The 18,668-nt window shown below is 63.4% G+C and carries 23 protein-coding genes and 1 pseudogene; 19 read left to right on the forward strand and 5 right to left on the reverse strand.

Features of this window, described 5'->3' with window-relative positions; all coding sequences use genetic code 11:
• Nucleotides 1-135: 135 nt before the first annotated feature.
• From rplS to leuC, 8 genes are all read left to right on the forward strand, one after another.
• Nucleotides 136-696, forward strand: coding sequence for a 50S ribosomal protein L19 (gene rplS, locus ACYG9Y_RS26195; protein WP_023737995.1), 561 nt, complete (start codon nucleotides 136-138; stop codon nucleotides 694-696).
• A 153-nt stretch (nucleotides 697-849) separates the two neighbouring features.
• Nucleotides 850-1,278, forward strand: a complete 429-nt coding sequence (locus ACYG9Y_RS26200; protein ID WP_023670524.1) for an organic hydroperoxide resistance protein — start codon at nucleotides 850-852, stop codon at nucleotides 1,276-1,278.
• Complete coding sequence (locus tag ACYG9Y_RS26205) at nucleotides 1,275-1,772, forward strand: MarR family winged helix-turn-helix transcriptional regulator (protein ID WP_023683877.1); 498 nt, start codon at nucleotides 1,275-1,277, stop codon at nucleotides 1,770-1,772. Before ACYG9Y_RS26200 ends, ACYG9Y_RS26205 begins: the two co-directional genes overlap by 4 nt.
• A 237-nt stretch (nucleotides 1,773-2,009) precedes the next feature.
• On the forward strand, nucleotides 2,010-2,810 hold the full coding sequence (locus tag ACYG9Y_RS26210; RefSeq protein ID WP_023737994.1) for a transporter substrate-binding domain-containing protein: 801 nt from the start codon (nucleotides 2,010-2,012) through the stop codon (nucleotides 2,808-2,810).
• A 242-nt stretch (nucleotides 2,811-3,052) separates the two neighbouring features.
• Nucleotides 3,053-3,859, forward strand: coding sequence for an amino acid ABC transporter permease (locus tag ACYG9Y_RS26215; RefSeq protein WP_023737993.1), 807 nt, complete (start codon nucleotides 3,053-3,055; stop codon nucleotides 3,857-3,859).
• Nucleotides 3,860-3,917: 58 nt separating this feature from the next.
• Complete coding sequence (locus ACYG9Y_RS26220; protein ID WP_023730242.1) at nucleotides 3,918-4,553, forward strand: class I SAM-dependent DNA methyltransferase; 636 nt, start codon at nucleotides 3,918-3,920, stop codon at nucleotides 4,551-4,553.
• Entirely contained in the window at nucleotides 4,550-4,759 is a 210-nt protein-coding gene (locus ACYG9Y_RS26225) for a hypothetical protein (RefSeq protein ID WP_196813720.1), read from the forward strand. The genes ACYG9Y_RS26220 and ACYG9Y_RS26225 overlap by 4 nt, the downstream gene beginning before the upstream one ends.
• A gap of 71 nt (nucleotides 4,760-4,830) precedes the next feature.
• Nucleotides 4,831-6,240 carry a 3-isopropylmalate dehydratase large subunit gene (gene leuC, locus ACYG9Y_RS26230; RefSeq protein ID WP_023670518.1) on the forward strand — a complete coding sequence of 470 codons (1,410 nt, stop codon included), beginning with the start codon at nucleotides 4,831-4,833 and terminating at the stop codon, nucleotides 6,238-6,240.
• 107 nt (nucleotides 6,241-6,347) lie between these two features.
• Here the strand turns inward: leuC and ACYG9Y_RS26235 are convergent, their stop codons facing one another.
• Nucleotides 6,348-6,659, reverse strand: coding sequence for a hypothetical protein (locus ACYG9Y_RS26235; protein WP_023670517.1), 312 nt, complete (start codon nucleotides 6,657-6,659; stop codon nucleotides 6,348-6,350).
• A 163-nt stretch (nucleotides 6,660-6,822) separates the two neighbouring features.
• Between ACYG9Y_RS26235 and ACYG9Y_RS26240 the strand changes: the two genes are divergently transcribed.
• The gene (locus ACYG9Y_RS26240) at nucleotides 6,823-8,019 is read left to right on the forward strand and encodes a GGDEF domain-containing protein (RefSeq protein ID WP_023737992.1); all 1,197 of its coding nucleotides are present in this window, start codon (nucleotides 6,823-6,825) and stop codon (nucleotides 8,017-8,019) included.
• Between the two features lie 37 nt (nucleotides 8,020-8,056).
• Here ACYG9Y_RS26240 and ACYG9Y_RS26245 read toward each other — a convergent pair whose 3' ends face one another.
• Nucleotides 8,057-8,428: a hypothetical protein gene (locus tag ACYG9Y_RS26245; protein ID WP_023687709.1), complete on the reverse strand. Its 372-nt coding sequence runs from the start codon at nucleotides 8,426-8,428 to the stop codon at nucleotides 8,057-8,059.
• Between the two features lie 252 nt (nucleotides 8,429-8,680).
• On the opposite strand from ACYG9Y_RS26245, the gene ACYG9Y_RS26250 reads away from it, so the two are divergent.
• The 7 genes from ACYG9Y_RS26250 (at nucleotide 8,681) to ACYG9Y_RS26280 (ending at nucleotide 14,301) form a co-directional block, all read left to right on the forward strand.
• Nucleotides 8,681-9,151: a hypothetical protein gene (locus ACYG9Y_RS26250; protein WP_023737991.1), complete on the forward strand. Its 471-nt coding sequence runs from the start codon at nucleotides 8,681-8,683 to the stop codon at nucleotides 9,149-9,151.
• 240 nt (nucleotides 9,152-9,391) lie between these two features.
• Complete coding sequence (gene sdhC, locus ACYG9Y_RS26255; protein WP_023683884.1) at nucleotides 9,392-9,811, forward strand: succinate dehydrogenase, cytochrome b556 subunit; 420 nt, start codon at nucleotides 9,392-9,394, stop codon at nucleotides 9,809-9,811.
• Nucleotides 9,811-10,209, forward strand: a complete 399-nt coding sequence (gene sdhD / locus ACYG9Y_RS26260) for a succinate dehydrogenase, hydrophobic membrane anchor protein (RefSeq protein ID WP_023683885.1) — start codon at nucleotides 9,811-9,813, stop codon at nucleotides 10,207-10,209. Before sdhC ends, sdhD begins: the two co-directional genes overlap by 1 nt.
• A gap of 1 nt (nucleotide 10,210) precedes the next feature.
• Nucleotides 10,211-12,040, forward strand: coding sequence for a succinate dehydrogenase flavoprotein subunit (gene sdhA / locus ACYG9Y_RS26265; protein ID WP_023737990.1), 1,830 nt, complete (start codon nucleotides 10,211-10,213; stop codon nucleotides 12,038-12,040).
• Between the two features lie 40 nt (nucleotides 12,041-12,080).
• Entirely contained in the window at nucleotides 12,081-12,860 is a 780-nt protein-coding gene (locus ACYG9Y_RS26270) for a succinate dehydrogenase iron-sulfur subunit (protein WP_023670510.1), read from the forward strand.
• Between the two features lie 65 nt (nucleotides 12,861-12,925).
• Nucleotides 12,926-13,672 carry a nucleotidyltransferase domain-containing protein gene (locus tag ACYG9Y_RS26275; protein ID WP_023737989.1) on the forward strand — a complete coding sequence of 249 codons (747 nt, stop codon included), beginning with the start codon at nucleotides 12,926-12,928 and terminating at the stop codon, nucleotides 13,670-13,672.
• Nucleotides 13,669-14,301: a YceH family protein gene (locus ACYG9Y_RS26280; protein ID WP_023737988.1), complete on the forward strand. Its 633-nt coding sequence runs from the start codon at nucleotides 13,669-13,671 to the stop codon at nucleotides 14,299-14,301. Before ACYG9Y_RS26275 ends, ACYG9Y_RS26280 begins: the two co-directional genes overlap by 4 nt.
• A 206-nt stretch (nucleotides 14,302-14,507) precedes the next feature.
• Here ACYG9Y_RS26280 and ACYG9Y_RS26285 read toward each other — a convergent pair whose 3' ends face one another.
• Nucleotides 14,508-14,933 carry an OsmC family protein gene (locus ACYG9Y_RS26285; protein WP_023726055.1) on the reverse strand — a complete coding sequence of 142 codons (426 nt, stop codon included), beginning with the start codon at nucleotides 14,931-14,933 and terminating at the stop codon, nucleotides 14,508-14,510.
• A 220-nt stretch (nucleotides 14,934-15,153) separates the two neighbouring features.
• Between ACYG9Y_RS26285 and ACYG9Y_RS26290 the strand changes: the two genes are divergently transcribed.
• Both ACYG9Y_RS26290 and ACYG9Y_RS26295 read left to right on the forward strand, forming a co-directional pair.
• Entirely contained in the window at nucleotides 15,154-15,369 is a 216-nt protein-coding gene (locus ACYG9Y_RS26290) for a hypothetical protein (protein ID WP_023737987.1), read from the forward strand.
• Entirely contained in the window at nucleotides 15,366-15,722 is a 357-nt protein-coding gene (locus ACYG9Y_RS26295) for a YciI family protein (protein ID WP_023698373.1), read from the forward strand. The genes ACYG9Y_RS26290 and ACYG9Y_RS26295 overlap by 4 nt, the downstream gene beginning before the upstream one ends.
• A 12-nt stretch (nucleotides 15,723-15,734) precedes the next feature.
• Here the strand turns inward: ACYG9Y_RS26295 and ACYG9Y_RS26300 are convergent, their stop codons facing one another.
• Nucleotides 15,735-17,342: a GMC family oxidoreductase gene (locus tag ACYG9Y_RS26300; RefSeq protein WP_023737986.1), complete on the reverse strand. Its 1,608-nt coding sequence runs from the start codon at nucleotides 17,340-17,342 to the stop codon at nucleotides 15,735-15,737.
• Nucleotides 17,339-17,929, reverse strand: a pseudogene (locus ACYG9Y_RS26305) (FGGY-family carbohydrate kinase); the annotation flags it as partial. The gene ACYG9Y_RS26300 and the pseudogene ACYG9Y_RS26305, both read right to left, overlap by 4 nt.
• A gap of 197 nt (nucleotides 17,930-18,126) precedes the next feature.
• On the opposite strand from ACYG9Y_RS26305, the gene ACYG9Y_RS26310 reads away from it, so the two are divergent.
• Entirely contained in the window at nucleotides 18,127-18,657 is a 531-nt protein-coding gene (locus ACYG9Y_RS26310; protein WP_023670503.1) for a hypothetical protein, read from the forward strand.
• Nucleotides 18,658-18,668: the final 11 nt, after the last annotated feature.

The raw sequence follows: 18,668 nt of genomic DNA on the forward strand, positions 1-18,668 counted from the left end.
GGTGTAGTCGCCCCTGCCCAATGTTTCGAAGACAAGATGTCTCGGGGACAAAGGGCATAGCCGAGCGGTCAATGGAACTGCAAGGCGAGTGTCGGACGCTCTGACTGTCGGAAGAACAAGAAGTGGACTATTGAGATGGATATCATCCGTCAGCTCGAGGCCGAACAGGCCGCCAAGATCGAAGCCAAGCGCAAGCTTCCCGAGTTTCAGCCCGGCGACACCGTGCGCGTCCAGGTCCGCGTGACCGAAGGCACCCGCACCCGCGTCCAGGCCTATGAGGGCGTCGTCATCGCCCGCGCCGGCGCCGGCTTCCAGGAAAATTTCACCGTCCGCAAGATCTCCTACGGCGAAGGCGTCGAGCGCGTTTTCCCGGTCTACTCGCCGATGGTCGAAGGCGTCGAGATCGTGCGCCGCGGCAAGGTGCGCCGCGCCAAGCTCTATTATTTGCGCGACCGTCGCGGCAAGTCGGCCCGTATTTCGGAAAACACCGGCGTGCGCGCCCGCAAGCTCAACGATGAGGAACGCGACGCGCTGAACGCCGAGAAGGCCCGCATCGAAGCCGAGAAGGTTGCCACTGCCCAGGCGCTGGCCGCCGAGACGGCCGCCAACGAAGCTGCCGAGAAGAAGGCCGTCGACGAAGCCGCCAAGGCCGCCGACGAGGCTGCAAAGGCGGCGGAAGCGACCCCGGCCGAATAAACCTGGTCCAAGGATTTTGAAAAGGCGGCTTCGGCCGCCTTTTTTCGTTTCACCAGACTGTGAACGATTGCCGGCCGAGAGTTTGGCCATGGCTGTTGACTCGAATTATCTTGTACACCAAATGATAGTGTACAAATAAAATGGAGAACTGACATGGCACTCTACACCACACAGGCTCGCGTCACCGGCGGCCGCGCCGGCCACGGCGAGACCAGCGACGGCCTGCTGAAGGTCGACCTCGCTTTGCCGAAGGAGCTCGGCGGACAGGGTGGCGCCACCAATCCCGAGCAGCTGTTCGCGGTCGGCTATGCCGCCTGCTTCGAAAGCGCCATCCGCTTCGTCGCGCGCAAGCAGAAGCTGCCGCTGGACGATGCGGCGGTGAGCGCCACCGTCAGCCTGCTTCCCAATGGTGAAGGCTTCAAACTTGGTGTCGCACTGGCCGCCGAGACCAAAGGCCTTGATCAGGCGGCGGCGGAAGCGCTTGTATCGGCCGCGCATCAGATTTGCCCCTATTCCAATGCGATCAAAGGCAATGTCGAGGTGGCGCTTTCGACCGTGGCGCTTCCGGCAAAGGCAGCATGACGACGAAGACCGAAACCAGGGCCAGCGAAGTCCCGGCGGACACCGCCGGGAGGATCGCCGTTCCGCGCCTCGACCAGCAGCTCTGCTTCGCGCTCTATTCGGCGAGCGGGCTGATGACCAAGCTCTATCGGCCGCTGCTTGACCCGCTCGGCCTGACCTATCCGCAATATTTGGCGATGCTGGCGCTGTGGCAGCATGCGCCGAGCACGGTCGGCGAACTCGGCGAGGCGCTGGGGCTGGATTCGGCGACATTGACGCCTCTGCTCAAGCGGATGGAAGCGGCTGGTCTCGTCACCCGCCGTCGCGATCCGGCCGACGAGCGCCGCGTGCTGGTCGAACCGACTGCCAAGGGCCAGGCGCTACGCGCCCGCATCAAGGACGTATCCGCAGGCCTTGCCTGCGCCATGCCGCTGGAAGTCGAGGAGCTGAAGTCGCTGCACCGGACCTTGACCGGATTTGTCGCCAAGCTGCGTGAGGCTACGTCACCATCCTGATCCGTCATCTGACGGGTTCCCGTGTCCAGGAGGGGCCTGGTTTGCCGGCGGCGCAATCACGGAATAAATTCCGACCACGGGGCGTTCTAAAACCGCGTTGGTTGAAGGCATTGGAATCCGCTTTCACCGGACGCTGAGCACCGGACCGGCTTGCAAGCCGTCTGCGGACGGCTAAAGTCGCGCCTGGATTTTCATGCGAGCCCGGCTGCAAGCGGGCTTCTCATCCTGGAGCGTGTCATGACCAAATCGAAGCTGCTGCTGGCCGCCCTCGCGGCCTGTTTCCTCGCGCCCGTCGCTGCATGGGCGGCCGATGCGCTGCCCGATCTCGGCGGCAAGAAGGTCGTGGTGGTGACGGAAAACGCCTATCCGCCGCTGCAGTTCATCGACGCCAAGACCGGCAAGCAGATCGGCTGGGAGTATGACGCGATGGACGAAATCGCCAAGCGGCTGAACTTCAAGGTGGAGTACCAGAACACCTCCTGGGACGCGATGATCCAGGCGGTTTCCGACAACCAGTACAACATTGGCATGACCGGCATCACCATCAAGGACGACCGAAAGGAGAAGGTCGATTTCTCCGATCCCTATATGCGTTCGGAGCAGTTCATGCTGGTGCGCGCCGATGAAAGCCGCTTCACCGACGCCAAGACCTTCGCCGCCTTCAACGACGGGTTGATCGGCGCGCAGGCCGGAACGACGCCGTTCTACACCGCCGTCTACAGCGTGCTCGACGGCAATGAGCAGAACCCGCGCATCAAGCAGTTCGAGACCTTCGGCGCTTCGGTGCAGGCACTGAAATCCGGCGACGTCGATGTCGTCCTGACCGACGGCACCGCCGGCAAAGGCTATGTCGATGCCTCCGGCGGCAAGCTCAAGCTGATCGGCGGCCCGCTCGGCACCGAGGATTTTGGCTTCATCTTCCCGAAGGGCTCGGACCTGGTGAAGCCGGTCAACGCGGCGATCGCGGCGCTGAAGGCCGACGGCACGATCGAGGCGCTGAACAAGAAGTGGTTTCTCGACTACAAGATGGGGCAGTAGGCCGTCTTGGCGCGACGGCCGCTGACCCCCCTTGCGGGGGAGATGCCCGGCAGGGCAGAGGGGGGTGTGAAGGATCGCCTCCCTTTTGTTTTGAGCTTTTCCAAAGAGGCCAAAGGTTGTGACTGTAACCGTTTGACAGGTTGGAGGGACAGCACCCCCCTCTGTCCTGCCGGACATCTCCCCCGCAAGGGGGGAGATCGGCAGATCTTGCGAGCGCAGCTGTTCACCAGCGTTGGGCATTGATGCTCGCCTCAACCCCAAAATCCGATTTCCCCTGGTGGCTTGCCGCTGCGATCGCGCTCGCCATCGTGGCTGCGCTCTGCATTGCCGCCAGCGATCTCTACGCCCAGGTTTTTGCCACCGTCGCCAAAGGCATCGGCATCACCATTCTTGTCACCGTGGTCGCCTTCGCGCTGGCTTCCGCCATCGGGCTCGGCATTGCGCTGATGGGGCTGTCGGGGTCGCGTTGGCTCAGGCAGATCGCTCGTTTCTATGTCGAGATCATCCGTGGCGTGCCGATCCTGGTGCTGTTGTTCTGGATCGCCTTCGCCGGCGCGCCGGCCTTCGTGACTGCGTGGAATGCGCTGACCGCGCCGCTGCAAAACGCCGGCTATCTCGGCGAGCTTTTGGTGCGCGACGTGTCGCTGTTGTGGCGTGCAATCATGGCGCTGACCATCGGTTATTCCGCCTTCATCTCCGAGGTCTTCCGCGCCGGCATCCAGTCGGTCGAGAAAGGCCAGATCGAGGCTGCCAAGGCGCTCGGGCTGACGCGCACGCAGCGCTTCCGGCTGATCGTGTTCCCACAGGCGATCCGCACCATCCTGCCGCCGCTCGGCAATGACTTCGTCGCCATGGTCAAGGATTCCTCGCTGGTCTCGGTGCTCGGCGTCGCCGACATCACGCAGATGGGCAAGATCTACGCCGCCGGCTCGTTCCGCTTCTTCGAGACCTATTCGATCGTCGCCTATATCTATCTCATCCTCACCGTCAGCCTGTCGCTGGCGCTGCGGGGGCTGGAGCAGCGACTTCGGCGGGCGCAGCAGGAATAGAAGTCCGACGCGGGCACGGCTACGATCGCGGAGGACAGGATTCCGGAGGATGCAGGCGATGACGATCGACAAGGCCAATGCGGCGCTGGGTACCGTCTATTCGGCCGACACGCCGGAAGGGCTGGCCAAGGCCTATGCAGACTGGGCCGCGACCTATGACGGCGAAACCGCTTCACTAGGCTATCTGCTGCCGTTCCTGATCACCGCCTGGGTGGCGCGCCATGTGAAGGTGGGTGAAGGCCCGCTGCTCGACGCCGGCTGCGGCACCGGCCTGTCGGGCCCGTCATTGAAGGCGCTGGGTTATCACGACATTGCCGGGCTCGACCTCTCCGACGACATGCTGAAGATCGCCGGCAGCCGCAATGCCTATGGCGATCTGAAGCAGGCAATGCTCGGCGGGCCGCTGCCCTGGCCAGACGGGCATTTCCGCGCCTTCTTCTCGACTGGCGTGTTCACCATCAGCCATGCGCCGGCGTCCGGCCTGCACGAGCTTGTCCGCATCACCAGAAAAGGCGGCCACGCGATCTTCACCGTGCGCGACCAGGTGTTTGACAGCGGCGGCTTCCAGGCCGTGTTCGACGGGCTGGAGCGGGCCGGGAAATGGCGGCCGGCCGAGCAAAGCCCATGGTTCCGCTGCTATGCGATCGCCGAGCCGGATGCGTTGGTAAAGACTTTTGTGTTCGAGGTGCTTTGAGCGCCGCCCTCTTCGCCTTCTCTCACAAGGGGAGAAGCGAAAACACGCCGCAATTGCCGAAAAGCCAAAACATTGGTATGAGCCACGCCATGGAAGAGCTTTTTGGCGATCCGGCCTATAAGGGTTTCGTGCTGCAGGACAGAAAACGCCTGCCGTCGCGTTTCTCTTCGCGCATTTCCGGCGCGCTCACCAGCCGACTTAGCTAAGCCGCTTTCGCCGCGCCGAAGGCTTCGCGCGTCTGCCCTTCCCCTTTTTGCAAATCGACGGATTTACGCACATGAGCGCACCGCGCACCCTCTACGACAAGATTTTCGACGACCATGTCGTCGACCGCCAGGATGATGGCACCTGTCTGCTCTACATCGACCGCCATCTCGTCCATGAAGTGACCAGCCCGCAGGCCTTCGAAGGTCTGCGCATGACCGGCAGAAAAGTCCGGCATCCGGAAAAGACGCTGGCCGTGGTCGATCACAATGTCTCGACCTCGCCCGAGCGCAAGTTCGGCATCAAGAACGAGGAAAGCCGCATCCAGGTCGAGGCCTTGGCCAAGAACGCTAGGGATTTCGGCGTCGAATATTACTCCGAAAACGATATCCGCCAGGGCATCGTCCACATCATCGGGCCGGAGCAGGGCTTCACGCTGCCTGGCATGACCATTGTCTGCGGCGACAGCCACACCTCGACGCATGGCGCCTTCGGCGCATTGGCACATGGCATCGGCACCTCCGAGGTCGAGCATGTGCTGGCGACCCAGACGCTGATCCAGCGCAAGGCCAAGAACATGCTGGTGCGTGTCGATGGCCAGTTACCGGAAGGCGTCACCGCCAAGGACATTATCCTCGCCATCATCGGCGAGATCGGCACCGCCGGCGGCACCGGCTATGTCATCGAATATGCCGGCGAGGCGATCCGCGCGCTGTCGATGGAAGGCCGCATGACGATCTGCAACATGTCGATCGAGGGCGGCGCGCGCGCCGGCCTGATCGCGGCCGACGAAACCACCTTCGCCTATGTCAAGGGCAAGCCGCGCGCGCCGAAGGGCGCGTCGTGGGACGCCGCGCTCGAATACTGGAAGACGCTGCAGTCCGACGAGGGCGCGCATTTCGACAAGGTGATCGTGCTCGACGCGGCCAAGCTGCCGCCGATCGTCTCCTGGGGTTCCTCGCCCGAGGACGTCGTTTCGGTGCAGGGCGTCGTTCCCAATCCGGAAGAGATCACGGACGAGAACAAGCGGACGTCAAAGATCCGCGCGCTCGACTATATGGGGCTGACGCCGGGCACGAAGATCACCGACATCACGCTCGACCGCGTCTTCATCGGCTCCTGCACCAATGGCCGCATCGAGGATCTGCGTGCGGTGGCCAAGGTGGTCGAAGGCAAGACGGTGAGTGCGCATGTCGATGCGATGATCGTGCCGGGCTCCGGTCTGGTCAAGGAACAGGCGGAGGCCGAGGGTCTCGACAAGATCTTCATTGCCGCCGGTTTCGACTGGCGCGAGCCGGGCTGCTCGATGTGCCTGGCCATGAACGACGACCGGCTGAAGCCGCATGAGCGCTGCGCCTCGACCTCGAACCGCAATTTCGAAGGCCGGCAGGGCTTCAAGGGCCGCACCCATCTGGTATCGCCGGCCATGGCGGCGGCGGCGGCGATCGCCGGCCATTTCGTCGACATCCGCGACTGGAAATAGCGCAGACTGGTTCAAGCCTGATCTGAGCTTATGCAAAACCCCGAACGGCAAAACCGTTCGGGGTTTTGTTTAAAGCGCGCCGCTCTAAGACCCTTGGGGTATATGCCCTAGCCGGCACGCCGGATGATTTCATGAAATTCCTCCCGGCTGCCGGGTTCGTCGGCCGCGACCACCAGCGCCAGTTCGCGCTCGTCGAAGATCTTGAACCACTCGTCCCATTCGACCAGCTCGTAGCCGCCTGCGTTGACCGGGCGTTCAGGCTGATCCTGGTCCTGATAGGCGTGCTGGCCGAAGACGAGCCTCAGCAACGGCTGCGTTCCGGTTTCGGGCGATACATCGACGATCGCCGGAAATCCGGCGCGCCCTGCGGCCCATGAGCGAATTGCTTCGTGATCGGTCAGCGTGATCGTGTCGGCCATGAACAACTTCTCCTTGATTGCTGTCAGGAAACGCCGGCCTCAGGTCCCGGTTCCGTACACCAGCTTCATGAGTGGCGAGTTGTATATTCGTCCCGGCTTAACCGCTTGTTGGGGCTTGCGCTCTAAGGTCTTCCCGGACGTCAAGCGGGGAAGTCACCGTCCTTTGGACACCGGCCTGTTCATAGCGCTGCTCAATCCGACGATCGCGCTGGCGCTCGGCGCGGCGTTCCTCGTGCTGTGGTTCTACCAGCGCCACCGGCCCTATCTGGCTGTGCTCGGCACGAGCTATTGCGTGTCCGCGCCCGGCTTCCTGCTGCAGTATTTCACGCTGCCCGGCGGCATGGTGCTGACCAAGCTGGTCTCCAACCTCTGCTTCACGCTCGCCGCCTGCTGCCTCGTCGGTGCGATCATCTCGCGCTACGGCAGGCGCGTGCCCTATATCGCGATCGGCATTCTGGCGGGTGGCGGGATGGTCGCATTCTGCTGGTTCCTGTTCGTCCAGCCGGACTTAACTTGGCGCATCCTGTCGATCAATTTCGGCTTTGGCGGCCTCAGCCTGCTGGTCGCCGCCGAGCTGCGCGCCGTGCGCAAGAACGGCCCGACGGAAAAAATCCTGTTCGTACTGTCGCTGCTGTCCGGGCTGAACTTCATCGGCCGCACGCTGCTCGTCGTCATCTCGCACGGGCCGTTCACCAGCTATGACGGGTTTTATGGCTCGTCCTACTGGACGACGGCGCTTTTGACGCACGCGCTGCTGTCGTTGCTGATCGCGCTCTGCCTGTTCTCGGCAGCTGCGCTCGACGTGATGAAGGCGCTGAAGACCGAGACGCACACCGATCCGCTGTCTGGCCTGCTCAACCGCAGGGGTTTCGAGGAGCGCGCCTTGCTGGTGCTGCAGCATTGCGCTGTTACGAAGGTGCCGGTCGCGCTGGTGCTGGCCGATCTCGATCACTTCAAGGCGCTCAACGACAAATACGGACATGCCGCGGGCGACCAGGTGATCGCCGACTTCGCCGCCAAGCTTCGCGCCGCCGCCGGCACGCGTGCGGTTGCCGGCCGCATCGGCGGCGAGGAGTTTGCCGTGCTTCTGTCGCTGAGCGATCTTGCCACGGCGCGGCTGTTTGCCGAAGCCGTGCGCACGCACTATTCGGCCGGCAGTGTCGACGGGTTGCCGCCGGGCACCAGGGTGACCGCGAGCTTCGGCGTCGCGGCACGCACCGGCGACGAAGGGCTGGAGCCGCTGATGCGGCGCGCCGACGAAGCGCTCTACAAGGCCAAGAAGAACGGTCGCGACAGCGTGCGGCTTTCCTATGAGCGGGCCGAAACGGTGTTCATCCCGGATACAGGCTGCGTCGGTTAGCGTCTCGCTTAAACGGCCTCTCGGCCGTGCCGGATCATCAGCGGCAAGGGCTGAGGTTGGGCATTTCGCCGTCGGAGAGGCCGTACATATAGGAGCGGCCCTTCACGAACACCGGCGGCTGGTAGCAGCCACGCCTGGAGATGTGATCCGCCTCGTCTTCATAAAGGACTTCCGGTTCCGCTTCCGGCTGCCCGGCGCTGGTGTAGTCGGACAATTTCTTGGCCAGCCTGCCTTGGCCGACAATGATGCGCTTGTAGCCGGCGGCGCTGTCGATGACGAGATTGCCTAGGGAATCGGCATAGACGCGGTCATGATGGCGCGACCAGGCCATTGCCGGGGCGGCGAAGCCGAGACTGGCTGTCGCCAGCACAAGCGCCGCAAGGCGCGCTCTTCCTGAATTCGAAAGCATGGTGTCCTCTCTGCTGTGGACCCGATCGAATCGGAAATTAACCTTTTCTTAACCTTTGTTAAGAGGGCAGGCGCATCCGGCGGCGATCTCCGCCAAACATGGTTAATATCCGACGGGATAGAAAACCCGGGCGTCATCATTCGGCCATGCTTGCCCGCACCATCGGCCGCGACGCACACAACTACGCTGAAGTCGGGTGAGCTTGATCTTGGTGGAACATCGCGGCTAGTTAGCCGCGCAGGAGGACAGCATATGGCGTTACGCCGGACGTTTCGGGTGACGCTGTTGTCGATCCCCTTGCTGACTGCCGCAGCCTGCGTGCCGCAGAACGGCGCGCCGACTGCGGTGAATACCGTACCACCCACTGTCGCGCCCGCGCCGGCTCAGCAGTCCGCCGCACCTGTGGCGCCCCCGGCTTCCGCAACGGCTCCGACAGCGCCTGCCGCACCTTCAGCCAAGATCGTCACCGACCTTACCGCGCCGCGGTCTGCTGTCGGCACGGCAACTTACAGATGCGGCAATGGCGGCATGATCACCGTCCAGAACCTCGGCACGGCGTTGCGCGTTGTCAGGCCCGATGGCACGACCGAGGAATTTGCCGCATCACCCGCCAACCAGTCCAGCCGCTACCAGGAAGCCGCGTCGCATGACGCAATCGTGATCGACGCGCGCGAGGCGCTGGTGATGAAGAGGGGCTCGACACCACAGACCTGCAAACGATAGCCTGGCGTCGATTGCAAAGGAAATGCCGCACTGCAGCGAACGGTGCGCCGGCTTTCGACGGTGGCCAAATCGATTGAAGCGAAACAGCAGCCTTTTGTCAGACTAAATGACGTTTTCAAAACGATTTTCCGGCTTTGACGCGGTGCAAAAAGAGCATTAGAAACCGGCTGTCTGAAGTCATATATCGAGGCGGTAAGTGCCGCTTTCCACCGCGGCTCCGGACATCGAACTGGGGCAGCCATGAGCAAATCACCAGCCACCCGAACCGCCAGACGTGAACGGCCGCTCTCGCCGCACCTGACGATTTACCGCCCACCGATCACCATGACGATGTCAATCATTCATCGCATCACTGGCGGGGCGCTGTATTTCGGCACGCTGCTGGTCGCCGCGTGGCTGATGGCGGCGGCGAGTTCGCAAGGCGCTTTCGATTGGATCAACTGGGCCTTCGGCACCTGGCTCGGCCGGCTCATCCTGTTCGGCTACACCTGGGCGCTGATGCACCACATGCTGGGCGGCGTGCGCCATCTCGTCTGGGACACCGGCGCCGGGCTGGAGAAACACACGGCATCGAAGATCGCCTGGGCGACGCTCGCCGGTTCCATCCTGCTCACGCTGCTGATCTGGGTCGCCGGCTACATGGCGCGGGGAACCTTGTGATGAGCGGCACGAACAACAACGATATGCGGACGCCGCTGGCCAAGGTCCGCGGTCTGGGCTCGGCCCGCGAAGGCACCGGGCATTTCTGGCGACAGCGGCTGACGGCCATTGCCAACATCCCCCTGATACTGTTCTTCGTCGGGTTCCTGATCGCGCTCAATGGCGCCGGCTTCGCCGAGGTGCGGGCGGCGCTCGCCAGTCCGTTCGTGGCGCTGGTGTTGGCGCTGGTGCTCGTTTCCGGTCTCACGCATATGCGTGTCGGCATGCAGGTCATTATCGAGGATTACGTGCATGCCGAAGGCATGAAGCTGGCGCTGATCGCACTCAGCACGTTTTTCACCATAGCGGTCGGCGTCGCCTCGATCTTCGCCCTGCTCAAACTGGCATTCGGAGGCTGATTTGGCCAAGGACGCGAAATCGGCCACCGGCTATACCTTTGTCGACCACAAGTTCGACGTGGTCGTCGTCGGCGCCGGCGGCGCCGGCCTGCGTGCTACGCTCGGCATGGCCGAGCAGGGCCTGCGCACAGCCTGCATCACCAAAGTGTTCCCGACCCGCTCGCACACGGTGGCGGCACAAGGCGGCATTGCCGCCTCGCTGTCCAACATGGGTCCGGACTCCTGGCAGTGGCATATGTATGACACCGTCAAGGGTTCGGATTGGCTGGGCGATGTAGACGCCATGGAATATCTGGTGCGCGAGGCACCGGCGGCGGTCTACGAGCTCGAGCATTACGGCGTGCCGTTCTCGCGCACCGAAGAGGGCAAGATCTACCAGCGGCCGTTCGGCGGCCACATGATGAATTATGGCGACGGCCCGCCGGTGCAGCGCACCTGTGCTGCCGCCGACCGCACCGGTCACGCCATCCTGCACACGCTCTATGGCCAGTCGCTGAAGAACAATGCGCAGTTCTTCATCGAGTATTTTGCGCTCGACCTGATCATGGAGCCGGACGGCACCTGCACCGGCGTCGTCGCCTGGAACCTCGACGACGGCAGCATCCATCGCTTCTCCGCCAAGACGGTGGTGCTGGCGACCGGCGGCTATGGCCGCGCCTATTTCTCGGCGACGTCGGCGCACACCTGTACAGGCGACGGCGGCGGCATGGCGGCACGGGCCGGCTTCCCGCTGCAGGATATGGAGTTCGTGCAGTTTCATCCGACCGGCATCTATGGCGCCGGCTGCCTGATCACCGAAGGCGCGCGCGGCGAGGGCGGCTATCTCGTCAATTCCGAGGGCGAGCGCTTCATGGAACGCTACGCGCCGTCGGCCAAGGACCTGGCCTCGCGCGACGTCGTCTCGCGTTGCATGACGCTGGAGATCCGCGAAGGCCGCGGGGTCGGCAAGAACAAGGACCATATTTTCCTGCATCTCGATCATCTCGATCCGGCCGTGCTGCATGAGCGGCTGCCGGGCATTTCGGAATCGGCCAGGATTTTCGCCGGCGTCGACCTGACCAAGGAGCCGATCCCGGTGCTGCCGACGGTGCACTACAATATGGGCGGCGTGCCGACCAATTACTGGGGCGAGGTGCTTAACCCGACGGTCGAGAATCCTGACCGGGTGTCACCCGGGCTGATGGCGGTCGGCGAGGCCGGCTGTGCCTCCGTGCACGGCGCCAACCGGCTGGGCTCGAACTCGCTGATCGATCTGGTGGTGTTCGGCCGCGCCGCCGCAATCCGCGCCGGCCAGGTCATCGACCCCAATTCGGCGATCCCTTCGCCAAACGAAGCCTCGGTCGAAAAGATCATGGACCGCTTCGACCGGCTGCGCCACGCCAATGGCTCGACGCCAACCGCCGTTCTGCGTGAGAAGATGCAGAAGGCGATGCAGGAAGACGCCGCCGTGTTCCGCACACAGGAGTCGCTCGAAAACGGCTGCAAGCGCATTTCGCAGATATGGACCGAGCTCAAGGACCTGAAAGTCTCCGACCGCTCGATGATCTGGAATTCCGACCTGGTCGAGACGCTGGAGCTGGAAAATCTGATGGCCAACGCCATCACCACGGTCTACGGCGCCGAGGCGCGCAAGGAGAGCCGCGGCGCGCATGCGCGCGAAGATTTTTCGGCCCGCGACGACATTGTCTGGCGCAAGCATACGCTGGCTCGGCTAAGCGAGGACGGCCAGGTGAGCCTCAGCTATCGTCCCGTGCACACCGAGCCGCTGGTGGCGGAAAAGGACGGCGGCATCAGCCTTGCCAAGATCGCGCCGAAGGCCAGGGTGTACTGACCATGGTGCCGAAGCCCGTCATCCGAAAGGACCAGAGGTAATGGTCGAACTCACGCTTCCCAAGAACTCCAAGGTGCAGCCGGGCAAGACCTGGCCGAAGCCGGAGGGCGCCACCAACCTGCGGGAATACCGCATCTACCGCTGGTCGCCCGACGATGACGAGAACCCGCGCATCGACACCTATTTCGTCGACATGGACGATTGTGGGCCGATGGTGCTCGACGCGCTGCTCTGGATCAAGAACAAGATCGACCCGACGCTGGCGTTGCGCCGCTCCTGCCGCGAAGGCATTTGCGGCTCCTGCGCCATGAACATCGATGGCTCCAACACGCTGGCCTGCACCAAGGGCTGCGACGACATTTCCGGCGCCGTCAAAGTCTACCCGCTGCCGCATATGCAGGTGGTCAAGGACCTGGTGCCCGACCTCACCAATTTCTACGCCCAGCACGCCTCGATCCAGCCATGGCTGAAGACAGTGTCGCCAGAGCCAGCCAAGGAATGGCTGCAGAGCCATGAGGACCGCGAAAAGCTCGACGGGCTCTACGAGTGCATCCTATGCGCCTGCTGCTCGACCTCGTGCCCGAGCTATTGGTGGAACGGCGACCGCTATCTCGGCCCGGCGACGCTGCTGCAGGCCTATCGCTGGCTGATCGACAGCCGCGACGAAGCCACGGGCGAACGGCTCGACGATCTCGAAGACCCGTTCCGGCTCTACCGCTGCCACACCATCATGAACTGCGCCCAGACCTGCCCGAAGGGGCTCAACCCGGCCAAGGCGATTGCCGAGATCAAGAAGATGATGGTGGAGCGCAGAGTCTGACGCCACCGCTACCCGCCGACTTTTCGCCGGACGCCGTCGCGGCGCTGCGCGCCCGCCTTGATCTGGTGCGAAGCCAGCCTGTAAAAATCCTGTTTGCCATCGAAAGCGGCAGCCGCGCCTGGGGGTTTCCGTCTCCCGACAGCGATTATGACTGCCGCTTTGTCTATATCAGACCGGTAACCGATCACCTCGTGCTGCAGCAGGCGCGCGATGTGATCGAGTATCCGATCGAAGGCGAGATCGATGCCGGCGGCTGGGATCTGCGCAAGGCGTTGCTGCTGGCGCTTGGCGGCAATGCCGTCATAGTCGAATGGGCGAAGTCGCCGATCGTCTATGAGGAGGTTTCGGGGTTTCGCCAGCGCCTTCTCGATTTGCTGGCCGAGATCGTCGATCCGGCGAAGGTATCGCACCACTATCTCGGCCTTGCGCGTTCGCATGTCGCCAAGATCGGCAGTTTCTCCGGCGAGGTGAAGCTGAAGAAGCTGTTCTATCTGATCCGCCCGCTCGTGGCGCTCGACTGGATGGAACAGCGCGGCTTTGCCAGCCTGCCGCCGATGAACCTTGGCGAATGCCTCGATCAGACCGAGATACCGGCTCAAGCCAGCGACGAAATCCGCGGCCTGATCGAGCGCAAAAGCCGGACGCGGGAGATGGGCTCGGGCCTCATCCCGACCGCAATCGCGCGCTATCTCGAAGCCCGCTATGGTCACCACGAAATGAACCTAGTCGGCCCCGTCAGGGACAAAGCCGGCCAAGCGCGCAAACATGCCCTTGCAACCGAATTTTACCGCCGGGAGGCTGAACTTCAATGAGCGATGACCTTCCCATTCTCAATCCCGTCGAAGCCCGTGTGCTCGGCTGCCTGATCGAGAAGAAGGAGCTGACGCCGGATGTCTATCCGCTGACGCTGAATGCAGCACTTGCAGCCGCCAACCAGAAGACGGCGCGCGAGCCTGTGATGGCGCTCGAGCCGACAGAGGTGCATCGGACGCTGAAGCTGCTCGAGCAGAAGGGGCTGGTGCGTCAGATGTTCGGCTCGCGCGTCGAGCGCTATGAGCATCAGATGGCGCAGCGCTTCTCGCTGACTAGGCCGCAGACTGCGGTGATCGGCCTGCTTTTGCTGCGCGGGCCGCAGACGGCGCATGAGTTGCTGGCGCGAGCTGAGCGCATGGCGCGGTTTTCGTCGATCGAAGACCTGCGCGCTGAACTCGACATGCTGATCGGCCGCCGACCGCCGCTGATCCAGGAAATACCGCGCGGGCCGGGGCAGCGCGAGGACCGTTTTATGCATCTGCTCGCAGGACCGGTGGACGTCGCGGCGTTATCGATGCAGCGGAGTGCGCCGGCCTTGCCTGCTTCCGACCTGGAAGCAAGATTGGAGGCTCTGGAGCAGGAAGTCGCCGCCCTTCGCGCCCGGCTTGATGCGCTGGGCGCCCAATAGTATCCGAGACGTCGGCGGGACAGCACCCCCCTCTGGCCTGCCGGCCATCTCCCCCTCAAGTGGGGAGATCAGATGTCACGCCGGCCTTCGCCAATTACGAACGTCGAAAGAAGAGTGCCAGCTACCGAGCTTCCAATCTCCCCGGGAGATGCCCGGCAGGGCAGAGGGGGGCGCGAAGGATCGCTACCCCGGGCAAAATCGGCGGATCACCCCAGTTTCGCGTCGAGCGACACTTTGATGGCGCCGAGCGCCTTCGAAACCGGGCATTCGGCCTTGGCCTTCTCGGCCAATTCCTTGAACTTCGCCGCATCGATGCCCGGTACCTTGCCGATCAGGGTGATGGCGCTGCCGGTGATGCCGGTGCCGGGGACCAGCGTCACCACCGCCTTGGCGTCGAGTTCAGTGGCGGGCGTGCCGTTCTCGGCCAGGAAATGCGACAGCTGCATGGCGTAGCAGCCGGCGTGTGCCGCCGCGATCAACTCTTCGGGATTGGTGCCGGATTTGCCGCTCTCGTCCTCGAAGCGAGCCTTGAACGAATAGGGCGTGCCCTTCAAGGTGCCGCTCTGGCTGTCGAGCGTGCCCTTGCCTTCCTTCAGATTGCCTTTCCAGACGGCGTTTGCGGTGCGGTCCATAAAATTCTCCTTGATTACAGCGACAGCGCCGGCCACGCGGCGTTCCCTCCAACTATAGCGCGGCGGCAGGGGAAGACCACCGCGCTGTTTCGGCGGGATGCGACGCCGGCGTGCCCTGCAAATTTTTTCTGAAAAAATGTGCGTGCAAAAATGTCGACTTGCATCGGCGCCGGCCGTCCTGCGAGCGTCCACGGATTCTCGTGGCGGATGGAGATCCAAGATGAACAATCTGTTTTCTGCCCATTGGAACGACGCCGACAAAAGCGCGCGTCTACACGAGATCGACTGCTCGCGACCTTCCGGCTTCGGCCGGCTGCTTGCTGCGGTCACTGTGATCGGCATTGCGGTCTGCGTGCTCGACCACGCTGCTGCCGGCAGGGATGCCGCCGGCGCCGTGATCGCATATGCTTCGTCACAGCAAGGGAGCTGGAAATGAAATATGTCTGTCTGGTCTACGGCGAGGAAAAGGACCTCCATGCCATGACGCCGGAGCGTCTGGCCAAGCTCGACGCCGATTCGATGGCCTATGATCGGTCATTGGACCAGCAAGGCAAGCTGATCATCGCGCAGGCGCTGCAATCGGTGAAGACGTCGAAGACGGTGCGGCGGCGCCAAGGCAAGCGGCTGATCACTGACGGTCCGTTTGCCGAAACCAAGGAGCAGTTGCTTGGTTTCGTCATGATCGAAGCCGACACTCTCGACAAGGCGCTGGAGATCGCCGGCAAAATTCCGCTGGCCGAAATCGGCACCGTCGAAGTCAGGGCGATCTACGACGTGCCGGGGTCATAGGCGGCGGCGACGTCATGCAGGCCGGCGGATCATATCCGCCGCCTTCTCGGCGATCATCACCACTGGCGAGGCGGTGTTGCCGGAGACGATGCGCGGCATGATCGAGGCGTCGACGACGCGCAGGCCCTCGACACCGGTCACGCGCAGGTCCGGGCTGACGACGGCGCGGCCATCGACACCCATCCTACAGGTGCCGACCGGGTGGAAGATGGTCGTCGCGATCGAGCCGATCTGGTGCAGCAGGTCCTCGTCCGACTGGTGGGCGAGACCAGGCAGGATTTCTTCCGGATGGAAGCCGGCAAGAGCCTTGGCGGTCATGATGCTGCGCGCCTGGCGCACCGAACGCAGCGCGATCTCGCGGTCGCGCGCCGTAGAGAGGTAGTTCAGCCGGATCTCCGGCTGCACGGCCAGCTCGCGCGTCGTAGCGTGCACCGAGCCGACGCTCTCGGGCCGCAGATTGCAGACCGACATGGTGATTGCCGGGAACGGGTGCAGCGGGTCGCCCAGCCGGTCGGTAGACAAGGGCTGGACGTGGTACTCCAGGTCCGGCGTCGCCATCGACGGATCGGATTTCGAGAACATGCCGAACTGGCTCGGCGCCATCGACATCGGTCCCGAGCGGCCAAAGGCATATTGCAGCGCGATCTTCGCCTTGCCGCTCAGGCTGTTGGCTAGCGTGTTGAGCGTCAGCGCCGACGACACTTTGTAGACAGTGCGGATCTGCAGATGGTCCTGAAGGTTCTCGCCGACATCGGGGCTGGCGTGAACCACATCGATGCCGAGCGCGGCGAGGCGATCCGGCTCGCCGACCCCGGAAAGCTCCAGCAGTTTCGGCGTGTTGATCGAGCCGGCGGTCAGCAGCACCTCGCTCCTGGCCTTTGCCTCGATGGTTTGGCCGCCGACGCGATAACAAACGCCGATAGCACGCTTGCCCTCGAACAACACCGTCTCGACATGCGCGTTGACGACCAGCCTGAGGTTCGGCCGTCGCAGCGCCGGGCGCAAGAATGCCTTGGCTGTGTTCCAGCGCACGCCCTTGCTCTGGTTGACTTCGAAGAAGCCGGACCCCTCATTGTCGCCGTCGTTGAAATCCTCGCGCGGCATGATGCCGAATTCCTTGGCCGCCTCCTGCACGGTGTTCAGGATCGGCCAGGACAGGCGTTGCCGCGCCACTTTCCATTCGCCGCCGGAACCGTGCAGCTCGGTCTTGCCGCCATGATGGTCCTCGGATTTGAGGAAATAGGGCAGCACATCGTCCCAGCCCCAGCCGACATTGCCCATCTGCCGCCAGCCATCATAGTCCGCCGCCTGTCCCCGCATGTAGATCATGCCGTTGACCGAGGTGCAGCCGCCCAACACCTTGCCCCGGGGATAGACCAGCGAGCGGCCGTTCAGGCCGGCTTCGGGGGCAGTCTTCATCATCCAGTCGGTGCGCGGATTGCCGATGCAATAGAGATAGCCGACCGGGATATGCACCCAGTGATAATTGTCGCTGCCGCCGGCCTCAAGCAGCAGCACGCGCGTCGCCGGGTTTTCGCTCAGCCGATTGGCCAGCACGCAGCCCGCCGTGCCTGCGCCGACGATGATGTAGTCGTAGTCGCCATCGAGCCGTTGGGTCATTGCGGTGGTTTACTCGGCGGTGTTCTACTCGGTTCTGCCGCCTGTTCGTCCCAGAACGATCGCAGCGTATCGGCAAGGCCGCAATAGGCGCGATAACGCCTGTTGTAATGGTCCTGCATGGCCGGGTTCGGACGATAGGCGGCGCTTGACCGGGTCATGGCGTCGACGCCGGCCTCATAGTCGGCGAACAGGCCGGCCGCGACCCCGGCGCCGATTGCCGCGCCAAGCGCGCCGGTCTCGCGCGCCTCAGGCACGGTGATCGGCACCCCAAGCCCGTCGGCGAAGATTTGCGGCCAGTGCTCGCTGCGCGAGCCGCCGCCGGACAGGACCGCCTTGTCGAAGCTGACACCGGCGTCCTTCAGGACATTGATGTGGCGCCTATGCTCGAACATCACGCCCTCGAATAGCGCGCGCAGCATATGGCCTTCCCTATGCCAGCCGGCAAGGCCGTAGAAGCCGGCGCGGTATTCCGCCCCATGCCCCGACCCGTAGAGAAACGGGTGGAACATCGGATCGTCCCAGGCCGGCGTCACCGCGCCGACAGCCGCATTGCAGTGGCCGAACGGATCGTCATGATGGGCACCGCGCTCGATGCGAAGTCGGCGTTATCGCTAAGCGGTTGCACCATCAGATGCCCGTGACGAGCGACCTGAACCCAGGACGTCCGATCTCGGCGTCTGGATGATTAGGGGGCCAGCTCTGTTTTCTCATCAGATACAATTCTGCGTGTTGAAGCAACGCCGGAGTTCTCCTATCGTCGCCGCAATTTTCGGGGGAATTCGACATGCCTTTCCTGATTGCTATTCTCGGCGTGCTGGGAGCCGGGGCGTTCTGGTGGTATCGCATGAAGGCCATGAACGAAGCCGCGCGCGAGGTCGCCGACGTCGTCGGCCGCGTCCAGGGCAACATAAGGCGCAAGAAGCTGCGCAAGCAGGCGGCGCTGTCGCCGCTGACGGCGATCGACGATCCGGTGGTGGCGGCGGCAACGCTGATCACCGCACTGGCAGCGGAGCACGGCCCGATCCTGCCGAAGCGCGAAACGGTCATCCGCGAGGTGATCTCGCAGATTGCGGACAACCAGAAGAAGACCGATGAAGCCGTCGTCTACGCCAAATGGGCCGCGGCGCAGATCGACGACACGACGATCGTCATCGACAAGCTGGCGCCCTTCCTGCGCGAGCGCCTCGATCCGCATGAGCGCGAAGACCTGCTGCAGATGCTGGATCGTGTTGCCAAGAGCGGCGAGCAGAGTTTCAAGGTCGCCGACCAACGCATGCTGCGACTGCGGCAGAAGCTGGGGTTTGAGGTCAACTGAGAAACAGCCCG

This window comes from Mesorhizobium sp. W050 (assembly GCF_054719535.1).